Genomic DNA, 14,729 nt, shown 5'->3' with positions numbered 1-14,729 from the left:
AGGCAAAGAAGAGCCTTTGCCCAGAATTAGTAGCTCCTATATCTTATATACTCATAGTTTGATGTTGGGATTTGTTTTATGATGTTTCCAGCCTGGTCACGGTGAATTTCATATTCTCTGTAGGTCTCAACAATATATCCGTCTACTTCCTTGTCTAGCGCTTCTTCGTGCAGGTATTCAAACTCAGGTATGATGGTTTCTAGTATGTTATTACTCGTTTCCGGGTCTTCCTGGACAGTAGCGTTTGTCTCAACATCAGAATTTTTTTGTGCAATTTGCGGATAAGCATAAACCAGATAAATACAAAATAGCATGAGAGAGGATAACCCTAATATACGTATCAATTCAATAGCTCCTTTTGGTCAAAGTACAGTAATTAATATGCCTGTCCAGGAATGAATATAACCAGGAGATCTGGATTAGCAGCAGGGAAGAAAGGGGGGGAATGGTGGAAAAAGAATTCAAGGTATTCAAAGTACCGGTGACGTTTTTCTTCCTGGGTGTTTTGTTTATAATCATCGGAGCAAACGGGCCCGATCTGGCAGGGACTTTTTCTCGTCCGCCTAATGCGTCATCGTGGTCAACCTCAGAAAGTTTAATCAATGCATTTACCTATGTTCCAATGATGATTGGAATCAACTTCTTATCTGTATTTGCTACGACGTTTTCAATTGCCTTTTATCTCTGGCAAAAAAAATCGATAAAAAAATCTTGGAGCCACAACAGCCTCCAAGATTTTTTGTTATTTCTTGAACTTCTCAGGGAACTGTTTTACAACAGCTGATGAAATGGCATCTGCCATCATAACGATATGAGACATTCCATCATCAATCGAAACAATTCTAGCTCCCCAGTCTTTTTTCAAGCTTGCTGACAGGTCATCAGCCACCAATCCAAGATGCTTATAGAGCAATTCTTTTAACTGATCATTTTTTAAACTAGGATTGGCTTTGCTCAGGAACGCAGCGATATCGTCAGCATTCTTATACCATGCTTTATTCAATTGATCGAGCTTTACATTATTCCCGTCTTTTGCAGCTTGAACAATATCCCCGGCTATGACAATATGCTCCTTAAGCAGATCTGTAAGTTTATTTCCGGCTTCCTCTCCATATACAGGCTTAATCGCGTTTCCGATATCCTCCTGGTTTTTCAGGAGCCTCTCAAGCACCTCTTTTTGATCCTCGGCACCAGCAGTTGTGGCACTTGTTATGTAATTGCTTGTCCACAAAACATGGTCAACCCACAGTTTCCTGAATTGATTTTCAAACTTGACCTCTGACTGGCTGAGACATTCGTGCTGAGGCTTTGCGAATGCAGGAGATACTCCAACCGCCATTTCCAGTGACAAGAATAATGTTAAACCAATAACTAATAATTTTTTCATTGTCCATGCTCCTTTTAGAGTAGATAGTATCCTGCTTATTATTTATATTTGGTATTTTTTTATTCAATTTTGAATAATAGGCAAAAAAACCGCCATATGGCGGTTTTAAGGCATTTTCCTTAAGTCAAAATATTGAACGGTCTTGCCATCCCGGTCGAACTGGATGATTAGTTCATTTTTATTGAATTGGTAAATGTATTGTCCGCAGGTGGCACTTTCGTAGCAAGAGGTTTTTTGTACTTTATTCGGATATCCATACTCATTGATAACTTGCTTTTTCTGAGTTGGAAGGGTTTTGAGCTCCAAATATTCTGGATAGGCTTGCAAGCCGAATACTGAACCATCTTTCATGTTGAAGTTCACTCTTACTCCTGCACCTTCACCACGGTAGTAAAGGGACCGGACATTCAACTGGTCCTCGGTTTTTATAGGCTTTCCAAATTGCAGGAGGACCTTGCTGTAAGTGGAGCCCAGATGGACTTCATTAATTTGGAGATTCTTGTACGCTGCAATGTAGGCATCTTTGACGCCGTTTTTTTGCACCATCTTTTTTTGTTTTTCAGCATTTGCCTTTTTGGTAAAAACACCAGCCTGGATGCGGTAAAAGGTTTTATCATTTATGACCTTCGTGGTGACTGTTGCATCGATTCCTTCTTTTTTCAGTCTATCGACTTGCTTTATTGCATTGTCTTTCTTGGTAAAAGAACCTCCAATCACCGAATACATTGGTTCTGGTTCGTTCAAAACAGGCAGCACCAATTTTTGACCAATATAAATGATATTGTTCTTAAGTCCATTGAACTCCTTTAACTCCTTAACAGTCAGGTTGTATTTTTTTGAAATGCTGTACAAAGTATCTCCTTTTTTTACTGTGACAGAAGCATCGTCAGCATACCCTGACCCATTGGCAAAAAAGAGTAATGACCCCATCAATAAAATACTCAGCCCAAGCTGCATGAATCGCTTTATCTTCCTCATTTTCCTCACCTCATATAGTTTGACGTGAAGTTTCTGGCCGAGTTTCGAAGGGAAAAGCCCATTTTGAAATTTGGGTGGAGAAAATGGCATGTGAAATAGGTGTAGTGCCTTATAAAAATATTATGTCTACTTAAGTTTGTGGGTGAAATAGGTAAAAAAATATAAAACTAGTTGGAGGATGGCCATTCGGCATATTTCACTTCTTTCACTCGTTATTGTCCGAGATAAACCCGATGATGGACACTTTTGTCTTCTATCGCCTCATTTTTGTCCGTCATAGCCATGATGATGGACACTTTTATCTTCTTTCGGCTTATTTTTGACCGTCATACCCCTAATGAAGGACACTTTTATGTTCTTTCGGTTTATTTTTGTCCGTCATGCCCTTTATGACGGACATTTTTGTCTTCTATCGCCTCATTTTTGTTCGTCATACCCCAAATGACGGACACTTTTGTCATCTTCGGCTTGTTATTGTCCGTCATAGTCATGATGATGGACACAGTAAGCTTTAATTTATTATGGTTTATGGATTCATATCCATACAGAATCCCCCTTCAATGAATATTTTGTTATGAAGGGGGTGAGATGAATATGTCGTTCGACAATAACGATCACAAGCAAAATGGGGATAATCCATTGTGCAATCCTGGTAATAGAAATTTCCCGCTATCAAAGCTGAAAATTATTCCGGTAAGCCAGATACCCGATGATTCCTTTTTAGTATGTATCGGGCGGATTTGTACACTGGTATCTTTAGGGGAAGAAGATCAACCATTCGCCGGCTGCTATATTGGTTGTGACGAGTTTGGAAACTGCTTTTTCACCTGTTCGACAGAATAAGTGCTAAACATCATGATTGTTAGGCCCTATTTGAAACAAGTAAAAATCTGCTAAGCTCTGGGGGAGTGATTACAGAGCTTGGTAGCAACCTTATTTTTAAAACGATATACAAATGAAGTGACAAAACCTCTGCCTGTTTAAGATGATTTTTTTTACCAAGATAGTGTTGACTTTTTGAACTGTAAAGATTAATATTACAGTATATTAAATACCTTTAAATCAAAGTATTTTTTTGCTAAACTGTAATTTTTATTTTTACAGTAAAAAGAAGGAGTTGTCGTTCATGGTAACTTTATATATAACATCCAGCTGTGCTTCGTGCCGTAAAGCAAAAGCCTGGTTTCAGGAGCATCAAATCGATTTTATCGAAAGAAATATCGTTTCCCAACCGCTGACTGTGGATGAAATCAAATCGATTCTGCGATTGACGGAAGACGGAACGGAAGATATTCTTTCTAAGAACTCAAAAGCGTATCAAAAGCTGGACATGGATATTGATTCTCTTCCGCTGAATCAGCTATATGACCTGATCATTAAAAATCCGCAAATGCTGCGCCGGCCGATTATCCTGGACCACAAAAGATTGCAGGTTGGCTACAATGAAGAAGAAATCCGCAGCTTCTTGCCGCGAAAACTTCGCACATTTACCAGCTACGAAATGGAAAACATGGCTAATTAAAAGCTGATTAATTGTCATTTGGCTATTTTAACTGTAATATATAGTATTACAGATTGTAGATAGGAGGCAGGCTATGAACAGTGATTTTACCCTTGCCATTCACAGTTTAACATTGCTTGCACTGCAGCCTGACAGAATGTCGACGAGCGATGCAATCGCAGAAAGTGCCGGAGTACATCCGGTCCGAATTCGCAAAGTACTTGGTATGTTAAAAAAACATGGCTTTATCAAATCAAAAGAAGGTACCGGCGGCGGTTTTATTTTTGCCAATGATTTAAATGAAGTCAATCTCTGGGATATCTATAAACTTACATCAGAGGGCGCACTGCAGCCAAAATGCCCTGATTCCAATGAAAAATGTATGGTCGGTGCAAATATGCACAAGGTCCTTTTTGCCATTTTCCTGGGGGCGGAGGAACACTTGGGAGAATTCCTGAAGCATTATTCCATAAAAGAAGTGGTCGATCTGATCAGGCAAGAGAAAGAATGCTGTGAATAGGGAGGTTTGACTCCCAGTCGTTTAAGGGAAATGTAATAAAAAATATTACAGAACAATTGAGGTGACATATATGAATAACTCATTCTTAAAAGTAGGGGATTGGATTAAAGGGAAATCCCGAGATGGAGAATTGATCATCGGATATGTAGAATCACTTGATGTTTTGGATGAAAAGATCAATGCGACAATCACTTCCAGTGATGATGAAGCACTCGTTGGCAAAACCATACCAATGCCAACGAACGGAGTGAAAAAACTGCCGGAACCCCAGGTGAAAAATAAAGAACAGATTCAATACCTCATCGATCTGGCATTAGCTACCGGAGACCAGGAATGGTTCATGGAGCTTTCTGAACAGCTTAAAGCGATGAGGGAACTGGTGAAGGGTGTAAAATAAAGCTATAGGTTCTTCCTTGTTAAAAGGGAGGGCCTTTTTTGTGTTTAATGCATAGAAGGAGGGAATCATGCCAGCAATTCTTGGAATGGAAGGAATGAAACAAGTGCAGACCCATGTTATAATTTTCTAAAAGTAAAATATTAAGGAGAGTGTATGTTAGAAATTTATATTACTCGTCACGGAGCAACTGAATGGAACATGGAAAATCGTCTGCAAGGATCGCTGAACTCAGAATTGACAGAAAGTGGTATCTGTAATGCTGTTCTTTTAGGTAAGCGGTTATCAGATATCAAATTTAATGTTATATACTCTAGTCCAAGCAAGAGAGCATTGGAGACAGCAGGTCTTATTAAAGCAGACAAGGCAATTCAGCTTAAGATTGTCGATGACCTAAACGAAATATCTTTTGGAGACTGGGAAGGAAAAACCCAAGAAGAAATTGAGGAAGACTTTCAAGCCGAATATGCTAACTTTTGGAACAAGCCACATCAATATAATCATCTTGGACATAATGCCGAGGATTTAAAGACATTTAAACAACGAGTAGATCAAGCAATGAATCAAATAATAGAAGAAAATAAAAATGGCAGGATATTAATTGTTACCCATGGCGTAGTAATCAGAGCAATAATGTCTTTGTTTTGGGATATACCGACAGAGAAAATGTGGGATCCGCCAATGATTCTAGGTACAAGTTTAACGATCGTCAATTATGACGGGAAACAATTTAAGAAGGTAATGCTAGGGGATACATCGCATATGGAATCGTTAGGTGATTAATAGGTAGGGATGCTGCTAAATCAAAGTGAAAATCGCTTAACAGCTGATGCGTTAAGCGATTTTGATTACTGTTATTTTTTTTAAAATGCCGGTTTACTAGCATCCTTTTAATTCGACACCCAAACGTTTGCTGGTGTTCTTAAATTCTGCCTCATCTCATCCCCAAAGCCTTCTTTGTGGCTGGTCCGACGATTCCGTCTGCCTTAAGCTTCTTCGATTTTTGGAATTTCTTTACGGCTGCTTCTGTTGCTGGGCCGAAAACACCATCGATTCCATTTGTACTATATCCCTTTTTCGTCAGGGTTTGCTGTAGGCTTTTCACTTCTGCACCCCTCATGCCTTTTTTCAGGACAGTGCTTGATGGTACTGCGGTTACAGGAACAGATGCCTGCCCGGTGACTTTATAACCGTTTGCAGCAGCAATCGCGTTAAAGGAATTCTTCGAAGTCGTGATGACAACTGGAGTATTGACTTTTACCTGGTCATAAAGCCATTCCACTTCCTGGTCATACATCCGAATGCAGCCGGCACTCACATATCCGCCGATCGATTTAGGGTTGTTGTTACCATGGATCGCATAAGTCGTGCCCCAGGTTCCTCTGGCATTGATCCCCAGCCACCTGTTGCCAAGCGGGTTCCTCGGATCCCCTCCAGGAATTTTCCCGCTGTAATAAGGACGATTCTTGATTTTGTTGACGATTTTGAACTTGCCTTCAGGAGTATATGATGCCTTACGACCAGTACCCACCTTAAAGGTTTTTATCAGTTTATTATCTTTATAATAAGCGAGTTGATTATTTGACTTGTTAATAATAATCATTTCCCCGCCCGCTGCCAGCGCAGGTGCCTCGAAAAACACCATAGAAACCAACAGCATCATGCAAACAAATACCTTTTTCATTTCCCTTCCCCCCTTGAAAAATAAGTACACAACCTCTCATATTTATAAAAGTGTTTACAACCTTATAAACGATTTTTATTTCATAAAAGTTACATATTTTACCTTTATGTGGAAGGAAAATCTTTCTCGTTGTTTTGATAAGGATGTCGAAAGGTGTAGATAAAGATAATTTTTAATTATATGGTTCAATTTCTGTGCTTTTTCCCATAATGGGGAGGAAGGAGTGGGAATGGTGAATCATTATCTATCTATTGCACTCGAGCTGACGAGTGGATTTGTCTTTTTATTTATCATGACGAAAATGCAGGGAAAGACGCAGTTCTCTCAAATAACACCATTTGACTTTATTTCAGCCATCATTCTCGGTGAGTTGGTGGGGAATGCCATCTATGATCATGAAGTGAAGGTAGGTGAAATCGCCTTTGCAGTTGCTTTGTGGGGAATTCTTGTCTATGTGACAGAGACGATCACCCAGAAGTACCTCGGTTCGCGAAAATTGCTCGAGGGCGAGCCAAATATCGTTGTCCGCAGAGGGAAGATTAAATACGACGCGTTGAAAAAAGCGAAGCTGGACATCAATCAACTTCAAAGTTTGATCAGGCAGCAGGGGTATTTTTCATTGAGGGAAGTCGAATACGCAATCATTGAAACAAACGGAATGATCAGCGTCCTTCCAAAAGCGGATTTCGATACACCCAAGAATAGCGACATGAAAATCAAAGCAGACGACCCAAGCCTGCCTATCAATATGATTATTGATGGGGAAGTGGTTCAGGCAAATTTGAAGGAAGCCGGGTTGGACGAGCAGTGGCTGAAACGAGAACTGGAAAAGCAAAAAATCCATCATTTCGAAGACGTACTTTTTGCTGAATGGAAGGAAAATGAACCGCTGTTTGTGCTGGAGTATGACAAGAAGGCGAATTGACAGAAAGGGCTGAACCGGGTATAGGTTCAGCCTTTTTAGGTTAGCAATTGTAGAAATTTATCCTATCAGATATGTACACAAGAAGCCGGTAATGGCTAAGATGGCCATTAGCAGGAGGTAAGAAATATTCGGAAAAATAGATATTGTGGCAAGGAAAACAACAACGATAATGAGTGTGACAAAGAAAGAATAAAGGAAACCTTTCCAGACTGGGACTATATTGATATAGGAAGATACATAAGCAATTAAAAAAATAATCACTATAAGGGCGATGTCACCGAAAATATGATTTTCAGGCAAGGTGAAGATCAGGGCGAACAACATGAAGAGGATAAGGTTTTGCAAATTCTTGCGCATTCTGATTTCCTTTATTAAATTCATCAAGTTTTCCTTCTTCCAGTAAAAATGTTCATAAACATATTCTAAAATCTGGCTATGGGAAATGGGAAGCCATTTTGAAGAAAAAATGCCCACATTTCTGTGAGCATTTACAATTATTCTACATCTACGGATTTTTCTGTATGATTATGAATATTCCCTTTTTCCACATGAATTTTCACATTGAAGTGCCCGTGTGAAGGGAATGTATATTCAGTGTTGTATGTGCCGGGAGAGATTTCTTTGGCCTCCACGAACTGATGAGCTGTTTCCTTCTCTTGCCAGATTTCAAAACGAACCCTTGCTTCCGAAATAATCTCATCTTCCTGAGTAATTTTAGTACTTAACTCAGTTGGCTGGTTACTATTAATCGTGGAAGGCTCAAGGAACTCGAATGCAACTTCACTATTATGATGATCGGTATGTTCGTGTTCAGCGTGACTTTCATGATTTTCCTTTTCCCCGTCAGCTGAAGAAGATGGCTCTTTCTCACTGCCGGCCACAATTATTTCTTTCTTAGGCATGCTATGCATCCGGTTTGCCGTCGTATGGGCTACGATGAAATAATTCCCGCCTTCGTTAAAAGTTTTCTTGATGGCATATATGCCATTTTTTTTATTTTGAGCCGGTAACATCTCATGCTCATCCTGGCGGGACTGCCAAATTTCAAACTTCACCTCATCTGCGTCAGTCACTTTCTTCCCGCCCTGAGTCACTTTTGCTTCAATCGTAACCTCCTGATTGATTTCGATTTTTTCAGGTATGCTAATCGACACCTCCAAAAGTTCTGGTGGATCTTCAAGCGAATCTTCTTTGTTATCCTGACTAGCGGAACAGGCAGTCAATAGTAACATAATAGCGATAAAAATGGACAATATCTTTTTCATAATACGACTCCAATCCTCAATTCGATTTCTCAATAATAATAAGGTGTAAATGTGATGAATGTATGAAAAATTTGAAGGTATTAAAGTTCAGATAAGGATGGTTATTATTAAACCGGGAAAAATAGCTTAAATTAGGATAGGGATGATGCGAATTGCGTATGAAGATATGCCAGTTGTTTTGTTTCATTATTTTAATGGGCGGTGTTAATAATGCACCAGTGATTGCTGCTAAAAACCAGCCACGGCCTTTTAGAAGAAATTTATTTCAAGATTGGATATACGACAGTCGAGGAGGCAGTTTCGGAGTTTGAGCAGCATTTTAAGAAGGATGTAAAACTTCCTGTAAGGGTTCCACCTATAACTTTCACACATCACTTTGGAAGATTCAATAACTTGGAAGGCGATGTGAACGACTCTTTGGAGGTGGTGTTTTTAAATAAAGATTTCCCTGGCCTTCATTTTAAAATAGACATTCGGCCTGTTAGTCACAAGATTCCAATGAGTGTCAATGACACTTTCAAACTGCACAATGGGAGTAATGCGAAATATACCAATGTGGCAAACTTTAACCTTCTTGTTTTTGAAAGAGATGACTGGCAGTATATTTTAAGCGTTGATAAAAAAGCTTCTGGTCAAGTGACTGCAGAAGTCTTAGTTGAGATTGCAAATTCGATTGGCGGTGTGAATTAGGCGAGATGCATCCGTAAATAAAATGAGTGCAGCATTTAAAATGGGGCCCACCGTAAATAAAATGGATCTAACCGTAAATAAATTGGTTGCAACCGTAAATAAATATGTCCAACCGTTAATAAATCATCTTCAACCGTTGATAAAATGGCTGTAACCGTTGTTAAAAATGCTGTAACCGTCGATAAATCGAGTACAACAATCGATAAAGTTCATTTCAACGGTAGATATCCAATTTTGACCGGAGATAAATTACCCCAACCAGCAATTGCCTGAAAAAAGTATATGAAAAAAAGCAGAAGGTATTATCCCTCTGCTTCTACAGCCATGTTTGCGACCATGTTTCGATTTCTTTCATCAGCGGCTCTAATGCCTGGCCTTTTTCGGTTAAGGAATATTCTATTCGTACGGGTGTTTCCGGATATACTTCCCGCTTGACGATTCCTTCGCTTTCCAGGTCTTTCAGTCTTTCTGACAGGACTCTGCCACTTACTCCTACGGCTGATTCTATTGTGCAAAACCGCTGGGGGCCAGATAAGAGCTGATACATAATCAACCCTGTCCATCTTTGGCCTAAGATCCCCATGGCTTTTTCAAATCTAGGGCATATTGACTTATCCAATGAAACCAACTCCTTAATCCTATTATATACCTTTTGTTAATCAATGAAATAAAAAAGTTACTTGCTTAAAGTTATTTTAAATTTTATACTAACTTACATAAAGTAACTAACTTAAACGGAGGTCCAAATATGATTTTTCATCAAAAGCCTATTACATTTGTGGGGCAAGTACACTTGAAGGTGAAGGAGTTACAGCGTTCGATCGCTTTCTATGAAAAAGTCATGGGGTTTCAAGTATTGGAACAGACGGATTCTTCCGCAAGCTTTACTGCGGATGGAAAAACTGTATTATTAACGATTGAACAGCCGGAAAATGTTATTCCTAAGCAAGGCAGAACAACTGGCTTATACCACTTTGCTATTCTATTACCGGAACGATCGGATTTAGCGAAGATTGTGCAGCATTTTTTGAAAATTGGATTGCATTTCGGTTCTTCGGATCATCTTGTGAGTGAAGCACTCTATCTTTCTGATCCAGATGGCAACGGAATCGAAGTCTATAGGGACCGCCAGCCTTCTGAATGGGAATGGAAAAACGGCGAGGTAAAAATGACGGTGGACCCGTTGAATCTCGAGGACCTGCTCTCAGGATTGGAGCAGGAAACATGGAATGGCCTTCCTGCTGGTACGGTAATGGGACATATTCATTTGCATGTCGCCGATTTGAAAAAGGCGGAAGATTTCTATCTAAATGGCCTTGGGTTTGAAGTAGTATGCCGGTATGGACATCAGGCTACCTTTATTTCAGATGGGAAATACCATCACCATATAGCTTTGAATACCTGGAATGGAGTGGGTGCACCAACACCGCCAGAAAATAGTGTGGGGTTAGATTCCTATACACTGATTCTGTCAGACAAAGAAAAGGTAGATAAAATAGTCACTCAGCTGGAAAAGCAGGGTGCATTAGTTACAAAAGAACATGATTCTTATGTGACAACCGATCCTTCAGGCAATAAAATAATCCTGAAAGTGTAACAACCTGATTTTATACCAATTAGAATCCTCATTTCAGAACAGGACACTCTATAAAGAGGAGGGATGTTCTTGAAACTGAGGATTCTATTTTTTATTTGTGTTAGTTATCTTTTTTCAATAAAAGTAAGCGCAGAAGTTTCGTTCACTGCTACTTTTGTACGTGACCATCAGTTATGGATCAAAACAGGGGAGCAAGAGGTTCAGGTGACGAAGGGGAGATATGTGCAATCGCCTAAGTGGTCCTATGATGGGAGGTTTATCGCTTATATTGACGGCGATGAGCAAGGGAATAAATCAGAACTGTTTATTTATGACACGAAGGAAAAAGACAGCTATCAGCCATATCAAATTGAAACTTCAGATTTTAAATGGTCGCCCACCAGTAATCAGCTAGCCTATAATTCACAGGGGATATTGAATGTTACCAAGATGAAGAACGGCAGGCCCAGGGGATTTGAGAATGTGGCACTGGGTGTCAGCGGTTTTGAATGGTTCCCGAATGGAAAGGAATTCATAGTGTCCTCACAATCCAGTTTGCGGCCAACAGGGTGGGGCCCGATTCCGATGTATAGAATACCAGTGACCGCGAATCTGGATAAAAATAAGATGAAATCCTTTTATACCATTAAGACGGATGAAACCGAACTGTTTGGGATTGATGCCGATTATTTCAAGTGGAGTCACGATGGAAAATGGCTTGCCTTCATTGTTATTCCAACAGCCTCATGGTCAATGGATAGCAATTCATTATGCGTTCTATCCAATGAAGGAGATCGGTTTCAGGAGGTAGGAAAGATGCTGGGATTCAAAGACTGGATGAAGTGGGCGCCATCAGCGAATCAACTTGCCTATATTTCTGGAGAAGGAAGGTTTTTTGTGGAAAATAAAAAAGCCACCATCGCGGAAATGCCTGCAGTACTTCAGCAAAAGCAGTACACACCTGAAGGATTTGTTGACCTTGACCTGGAGTGGTACTCTCCGGATAAAGTGATTGTTGCCCGGGCGAAAGAGAACAAAGACTGGAATGAAGGTCCTGTTCCAACAATGTTTACGACCCTGTATGCCATTGATATAAAAACGGATAGACAGCAACAAATTTCCCATCCAAATACGAATGAACTCGACTATCAGCCACAAGTGGCAGAAAACTATATTACCTGGTTGCGTAAAAAAGGCAATAGGAATGATTTATGGGTGAAAAAGGGGTTGGACGGCCAAGAGTCTATATGGATTGAAAACATTGAGTCAGCCCCGGCCATTTTAAAGCCTTTATAAAACAAAATACCAGACACTTGCGTTAGTCCTTGAAGGATTAACGCTATATTTATGAATTAACAATCATTTTCAAACGTCTTATATTGATTTTATTATATTTTTACTAACTTTATTAAGAAAGTCTAGAAATTAAATACCATTCAAAAAGTGCAATGCATTGTAATAGCAAGCAATGCACTTTTTGTTAAACAATATTTCTAATGTGTTTAGCAGATGAGTCCCTATTAAAGATTGTTTTTATAAGAAAATATAAACCAGGAAGTACAATGAATGTTCCTATTAACAAATAGGTTAATCGTGTGCTAATTCCCAGGAATGAAGCAGATGCAAATAAAATCCCCAATGGCATAGTAAGCCTTAAAAAGAGCAAACGAATTGAACTTAACTGTGAAAGTCGCTCTCTAGGTGCTTCTCTCTGAAAGTATGCAGCACTTTGTGAATTAAACAGTGGAAATAATATTCCTCCTAATAACTCACAAGCCCAAGCTAATGGGATAGTTGGAACGAAATTAAGCAAAACAAAGGAAAGTCCACCACCGGTTAAACCAGCATACATTAGTAGATTGTTTTTTGGTAACTTTGTGAGCAGTAACATTCCTATAGCATATCCAACGGGAAAAGTGCCAGAGAATACAGCATACTCCCAAGCTTGTCCATTGAGTTCCCCACGAATAAAAGGAACATTTATTACCATGGTTGCTCCTACGGCAAACTGCACAATTGAAGATAAGATCGTTAGTTTTAATAAATGCGGGTATTGAAAAAATGTGAAGTACCCGGCTTTTAATTCTTCCCACCAGAACTTTTTGGACCACGTTGGAATTTTTTCAACACTCTTCTGTGGTATTTGTAATAAGGATATATAGCTTAGTAAAAACATTAGACTAGAAATAACGTATATAACATAAATAGGACTGACTAAAAGAAGTAATGATGTAATACCAGGCGCAATAAAACTCATTAATCTAAGGGTTCCGTCTAATAAACTATTTGCTTGTACTAGCTCTTTTTCAGTACATAAATCAGGCAATAGTGAGAAAGAAAGACTTGCATATATTGGCTGAACTAGACCTAATAAACATTGTAAAATAATCAAACCTATTATTGTTATGTAATCCTCTCCACTCAAATAGCCTAAGAGAGGCAGAAGGTATGCTCCTGAACGAATTAGTTGTATATTTTTTAGCATTTTTTCTTTAATAACATGGTTAAGAAAAGGTGAGCTTATTCCCTGAAGTGCTAAGGAAGGAAGAAAGTAAATCAACCAGAGAGCTCCCATCCATTCCTTCGACCCCGTAATTTCATACAATAAAAGCCCATTTACAATCCCGCCAGCAGCTCCCCCGAACTCAGAAACAATTTCTCCAATCCAAAGAGATTTGAACGATCTTGAATACCCCTTTTTATTCATAAATTTCTCCAAGATATTGATTAAGACGTTTGGCAAAAGATTGGATTTTCAAAGCGTTTGCTGAGTAAATCCCTTTATCAACCTTAATGAACTTAGCTGCTTTTAACAGGGAAAGTTGGTGATGAAGGGTTGTTTTTGAAACATTAAAATGAATGCTCAAATCTTGTAGAGAAATGGGTCCTTTTGTGATTTGAAACAACAACTTTAAGCGAAGTTCATCTCCCAATGATTTATGACCTTGTATGAGTTCTTGAGGGGGAACACCAGGTTCTAAAAGTGCATCTTCGTTTAATGGATAAAAGAACAGCTTTGTGTCAGGAGAGCGTAGTTCCAAAATCCATGGACGATAGGATACATGCGGTACAAGCTTTACCTGCCATACAGATGGTTCTGGCAGATACTTCGCTCCTCCTGTAATACGTTCGATTTCCTCCAATGGTCTAGAATTATCAATTATTCTGTGTTTTTGATTTTCGAAGGACAGGGCTTGCAACCACTTCGCCCAATCCTTTTGTTCACTGATCCACTGAGACCATACAAGAATTGTTTCAGTTAACAATCCAATTATGTCCTTATATTCTTTTTGACGAAAGGAAAGGACATAATCATTAAGATATTCATGATCCTTAAAATAAGAAGCATATTGAAAAAAGGAATCTCCATTCATATAATTCATTGCGGTGTTTTTCCTTATAGCCTCATATTTACGGTCCTTATAGGGTAAGACTGTTTCATAAAACGATTCTGGTTCCAACTCATTTAATGAATTCAAAAAGTCTTGAACATTGGAAGAGCAAAGTTTATTTTGCAACATAAGTAACGCATACCATAAATTTGAATCCTCGATTTCTTTTAGGTTACTCACTAATGTTGATGGCATAGAGGATTGGTGTTGCAACCAATTTTCATTTTGCTCAAAGGTATGACGCAACTTACTATGAGTAAAGGCTGCAATACCCAGGGCAATCTCCCATACAGGTGAGGCCTCAATGGATATTAATAACCTTTCTTGTGGTAGTGGCGAATAAATCTGTGTCATAGTAAATCCTCCCTTGTTATATATTCTAAATATATTGAATAGAAAGTTCAATAAAATTCGAAA

General features: G+C 39.0%; 19 protein-coding genes. 10 read left to right on the top strand and 9 right to left on the bottom strand.

Annotation, left to right across the window (positions count from 1 at the left end; all coding sequences use genetic code 11):
- Positions 1-26: 26 nt before the first annotated feature.
- On the bottom strand, positions 27-344 hold the full coding sequence (locus FS736_RS07955) for a hypothetical protein (RefSeq protein WP_144475848.1): 318 nt from the start codon (positions 342-344) through the stop codon (positions 27-29).
- A 101-nt stretch (positions 345-445) separates the two neighbouring features.
- On the opposite strand from FS736_RS07955, the gene FS736_RS07950 reads away from it, so the two are divergent.
- Positions 446-784, top strand: a complete 339-nt coding sequence (locus tag FS736_RS07950) for a hypothetical protein (RefSeq protein WP_144475847.1) — start codon at positions 446-448, stop codon at positions 782-784.
- Here the strand turns inward: FS736_RS07950 and FS736_RS07945 are convergent.
- Positions 743-1,387: a glycosyltransferase gene (locus FS736_RS07945; protein WP_144475846.1), complete on the bottom strand. Its 645-nt coding sequence runs from the start codon at positions 1,385-1,387 to the stop codon at positions 743-745. The two genes, FS736_RS07950 and FS736_RS07945, sit on opposite strands and share 42 nt — an antisense overlap.
- A gap of 105 nt (positions 1,388-1,492) precedes the next feature.
- Positions 1,493-2,365: a LysM peptidoglycan-binding domain-containing protein gene (locus FS736_RS07940; RefSeq protein WP_222125063.1), complete on the bottom strand. Its 873-nt coding sequence runs from the start codon at positions 2,363-2,365 to the stop codon at positions 1,493-1,495.
- Between the two features lie 594 nt (positions 2,366-2,959).
- Here FS736_RS07940 and FS736_RS07935 point away from each other — a divergent pair.
- The 5 genes from FS736_RS07935 to FS736_RS07915 all read left to right on the top strand — a co-directional run bounded on the left by FS736_RS07935 (position 2,960) and on the right by FS736_RS07915 (position 5,563).
- The gene (locus FS736_RS07935) at positions 2,960-3,208 is read left to right on the top strand and encodes a hypothetical protein (RefSeq protein WP_144475844.1); all 249 of its coding nucleotides are present in this window, start codon (positions 2,960-2,962) and stop codon (positions 3,206-3,208) included.
- A gap of 283 nt (positions 3,209-3,491) precedes the next feature.
- Positions 3,492-3,887 carry a transcriptional regulator SpxA gene (spxA, locus tag FS736_RS07930; RefSeq protein ID WP_144475843.1) on the top strand — a complete coding sequence of 132 codons (396 nt, stop codon included), beginning with the start codon at positions 3,492-3,494 and terminating at the stop codon, positions 3,885-3,887.
- A 73-nt stretch (positions 3,888-3,960) separates the two neighbouring features.
- A complete protein-coding gene (locus FS736_RS07925; RefSeq protein ID WP_144475842.1) occupies positions 3,961-4,386 on the top strand; it encodes an RrF2 family transcriptional regulator in 426 nt (141 codons plus the stop codon).
- A gap of 70 nt (positions 4,387-4,456) precedes the next feature.
- Complete coding sequence (locus FS736_RS07920; protein ID WP_313959710.1) at positions 4,457-4,783, top strand: IDEAL domain-containing protein; 327 nt, start codon at positions 4,457-4,459, stop codon at positions 4,781-4,783.
- A 153-nt stretch (positions 4,784-4,936) separates the two neighbouring features.
- Complete coding sequence (locus FS736_RS07915) at positions 4,937-5,563, top strand: histidine phosphatase family protein (protein WP_144475840.1); 627 nt, start codon at positions 4,937-4,939, stop codon at positions 5,561-5,563.
- A 151-nt stretch (positions 5,564-5,714) separates the two neighbouring features.
- Here the strand turns inward: FS736_RS07915 and FS736_RS07910 are convergent, their stop codons facing one another.
- Positions 5,715-6,464 carry a L,D-transpeptidase family protein gene (locus FS736_RS07910; protein WP_144475839.1) on the bottom strand — a complete coding sequence of 250 codons (750 nt, stop codon included), beginning with the start codon at positions 6,462-6,464 and terminating at the stop codon, positions 5,715-5,717.
- Positions 6,465-6,696: 232 nt separating this feature from the next.
- Here FS736_RS07910 and FS736_RS07905 point away from each other — a divergent pair, with 232 nt between their 5' ends.
- Positions 6,697-7,389, top strand: coding sequence for a DUF421 domain-containing protein (locus FS736_RS07905; RefSeq protein WP_144476068.1), 693 nt, complete (start codon positions 6,697-6,699; stop codon positions 7,387-7,389).
- 57 nt (positions 7,390-7,446) lie between these two features.
- On the opposite strand, the gene FS736_RS07900 is transcribed toward FS736_RS07905, so the two are convergent.
- Both FS736_RS07900 and FS736_RS07895 read right to left on the bottom strand, forming a co-directional pair.
- A complete protein-coding gene (locus FS736_RS07900; RefSeq protein WP_144475838.1) occupies positions 7,447-7,770 on the bottom strand; it encodes a hypothetical protein in 324 nt (107 codons plus the stop codon).
- 113 nt (positions 7,771-7,883) lie between these two features.
- Positions 7,884-8,654, bottom strand: coding sequence for a FixH family protein (locus FS736_RS07895; protein ID WP_144475837.1), 771 nt, complete (start codon positions 8,652-8,654; stop codon positions 7,884-7,886).
- 393 nt (positions 8,655-9,047) lie between these two features.
- Here FS736_RS07895 and FS736_RS25125 point away from each other — a divergent pair, with 393 nt between their 5' ends.
- Positions 9,048-9,344, top strand: a complete 297-nt coding sequence (locus tag FS736_RS25125) for a hypothetical protein (protein WP_260983558.1) — start codon at positions 9,048-9,050, stop codon at positions 9,342-9,344.
- Positions 9,345-9,660: 316 nt separating this feature from the next.
- Here the strand turns inward: FS736_RS25125 and FS736_RS07885 are convergent, their stop codons facing one another.
- On the bottom strand, positions 9,661-9,963 hold the full coding sequence (locus FS736_RS07885; protein WP_144475836.1) for a winged helix-turn-helix transcriptional regulator: 303 nt from the start codon (positions 9,961-9,963) through the stop codon (positions 9,661-9,663).
- Between the two features lie 129 nt (positions 9,964-10,092).
- Between FS736_RS07885 and FS736_RS07880 the strand changes: the two genes are divergently transcribed.
- Both FS736_RS07880 and FS736_RS07875 read left to right on the top strand, forming a co-directional pair.
- Positions 10,093-10,941, top strand: coding sequence for a VOC family protein (locus FS736_RS07880; protein ID WP_144475835.1), 849 nt, complete (start codon positions 10,093-10,095; stop codon positions 10,939-10,941).
- A gap of 69 nt (positions 10,942-11,010) precedes the next feature.
- Entirely contained in the window at positions 11,011-12,216 is a 1,206-nt protein-coding gene (locus FS736_RS07875; RefSeq protein WP_144475834.1) for a translocation protein TolB, read from the top strand.
- Positions 12,217-12,400: 184 nt separating this feature from the next.
- On the opposite strand, the gene FS736_RS07870 is transcribed toward FS736_RS07875, so the two are convergent.
- Together FS736_RS07870 and FS736_RS07865 are read right to left on the bottom strand one after the other, a co-directional pair.
- A complete protein-coding gene (locus tag FS736_RS07870) occupies positions 12,401-13,627 on the bottom strand; it encodes an MFS transporter (protein ID WP_144475833.1) in 1,227 nt (408 codons plus the stop codon).
- On the bottom strand, positions 13,620-14,666 hold the full coding sequence (locus FS736_RS07865) for an ArsR/SmtB family transcription factor (RefSeq protein ID WP_144475832.1): 1,047 nt from the start codon (positions 14,664-14,666) through the stop codon (positions 13,620-13,622). Before FS736_RS07865 ends, FS736_RS07870 begins: the two co-directional genes overlap by 8 nt.
- Positions 14,667-14,729 lie beyond the last annotated feature (63 nt).

This window comes from Cytobacillus oceanisediminis 2691 (genome assembly GCF_007678455.1).
Taxonomy (GTDB): Bacteria; Bacillota; Bacilli; order Bacillales; family Cytobacillaceae; genus Mesobacillus; species Mesobacillus oceanisediminis_A.
This window is presented reverse-complemented; position numbering and strand designations above follow the sequence as displayed.

Bases quoted from the DNA above. Each gene is read 5' to 3' on its own strand.
- FS736_RS07920 (WP_313959710.1), top strand. From the start codon at position 4,457: ATGAATAACTCATTCTTAAAAGTAGGGGATTGGATTAAAGGGAAATCC.
- FS736_RS07880 (WP_144475835.1), top strand. From the start codon at position 10,093: ATGATTTTTCATCAAAAGCCTATTACATTTGTGGGGCAAGTACACTTG.
- FS736_RS07915 (WP_144475840.1), top strand. From the start codon at position 4,937: ATGTTAGAAATTTATATTACTCGTCACGGAGCAACTGAATGGAACATG.
- FS736_RS07950 (WP_144475847.1), top strand. From the start codon at position 446: ATGGTGGAAAAAGAATTCAAGGTATTCAAAGTACCGGTGACGTTTTTC.
- FS736_RS07900 (WP_144475838.1), bottom strand. From the start codon at position 7,770: ATGAATTTAATAAAGGAAATCAGAATGCGCAAGAATTTGCAAAACCTT.
- FS736_RS07940 (WP_222125063.1), bottom strand. From the start codon at position 2,365: ATGAGGAAGATAAAGCGATTCATGCAGCTTGGGCTGAGTATTTTATTG.
- FS736_RS07870 (WP_144475833.1), bottom strand. From the start codon at position 13,627: ATGAATAAAAAGGGGTATTCAAGATCGTTCAAATCTCTTTGGATTGGA.
- spxA (WP_144475843.1), top strand. From the start codon at position 3,492: ATGGTAACTTTATATATAACATCCAGCTGTGCTTCGTGCCGTAAAGCA.
- FS736_RS07865 (WP_144475832.1), bottom strand. From the start codon at position 14,666: ATGACACAGATTTATTCGCCACTACCACAAGAAAGGTTATTAATATCC.
- FS736_RS07910 (WP_144475839.1), bottom strand. From the start codon at position 6,464: ATGAAAAAGGTATTTGTTTGCATGATGCTGTTGGTTTCTATGGTGTTT.
- FS736_RS07935 (WP_144475844.1), top strand. From the start codon at position 2,960: ATGTCGTTCGACAATAACGATCACAAGCAAAATGGGGATAATCCATTG.
- FS736_RS07925 (WP_144475842.1), top strand. From the start codon at position 3,961: ATGAACAGTGATTTTACCCTTGCCATTCACAGTTTAACATTGCTTGCA.
- FS736_RS07945 (WP_144475846.1), bottom strand. From the start codon at position 1,387: ATGAAAAAATTATTAGTTATTGGTTTAACATTATTCTTGTCACTGGAA.
- FS736_RS07895 (WP_144475837.1), bottom strand. From the start codon at position 8,654: ATGAAAAAGATATTGTCCATTTTTATCGCTATTATGTTACTATTGACT.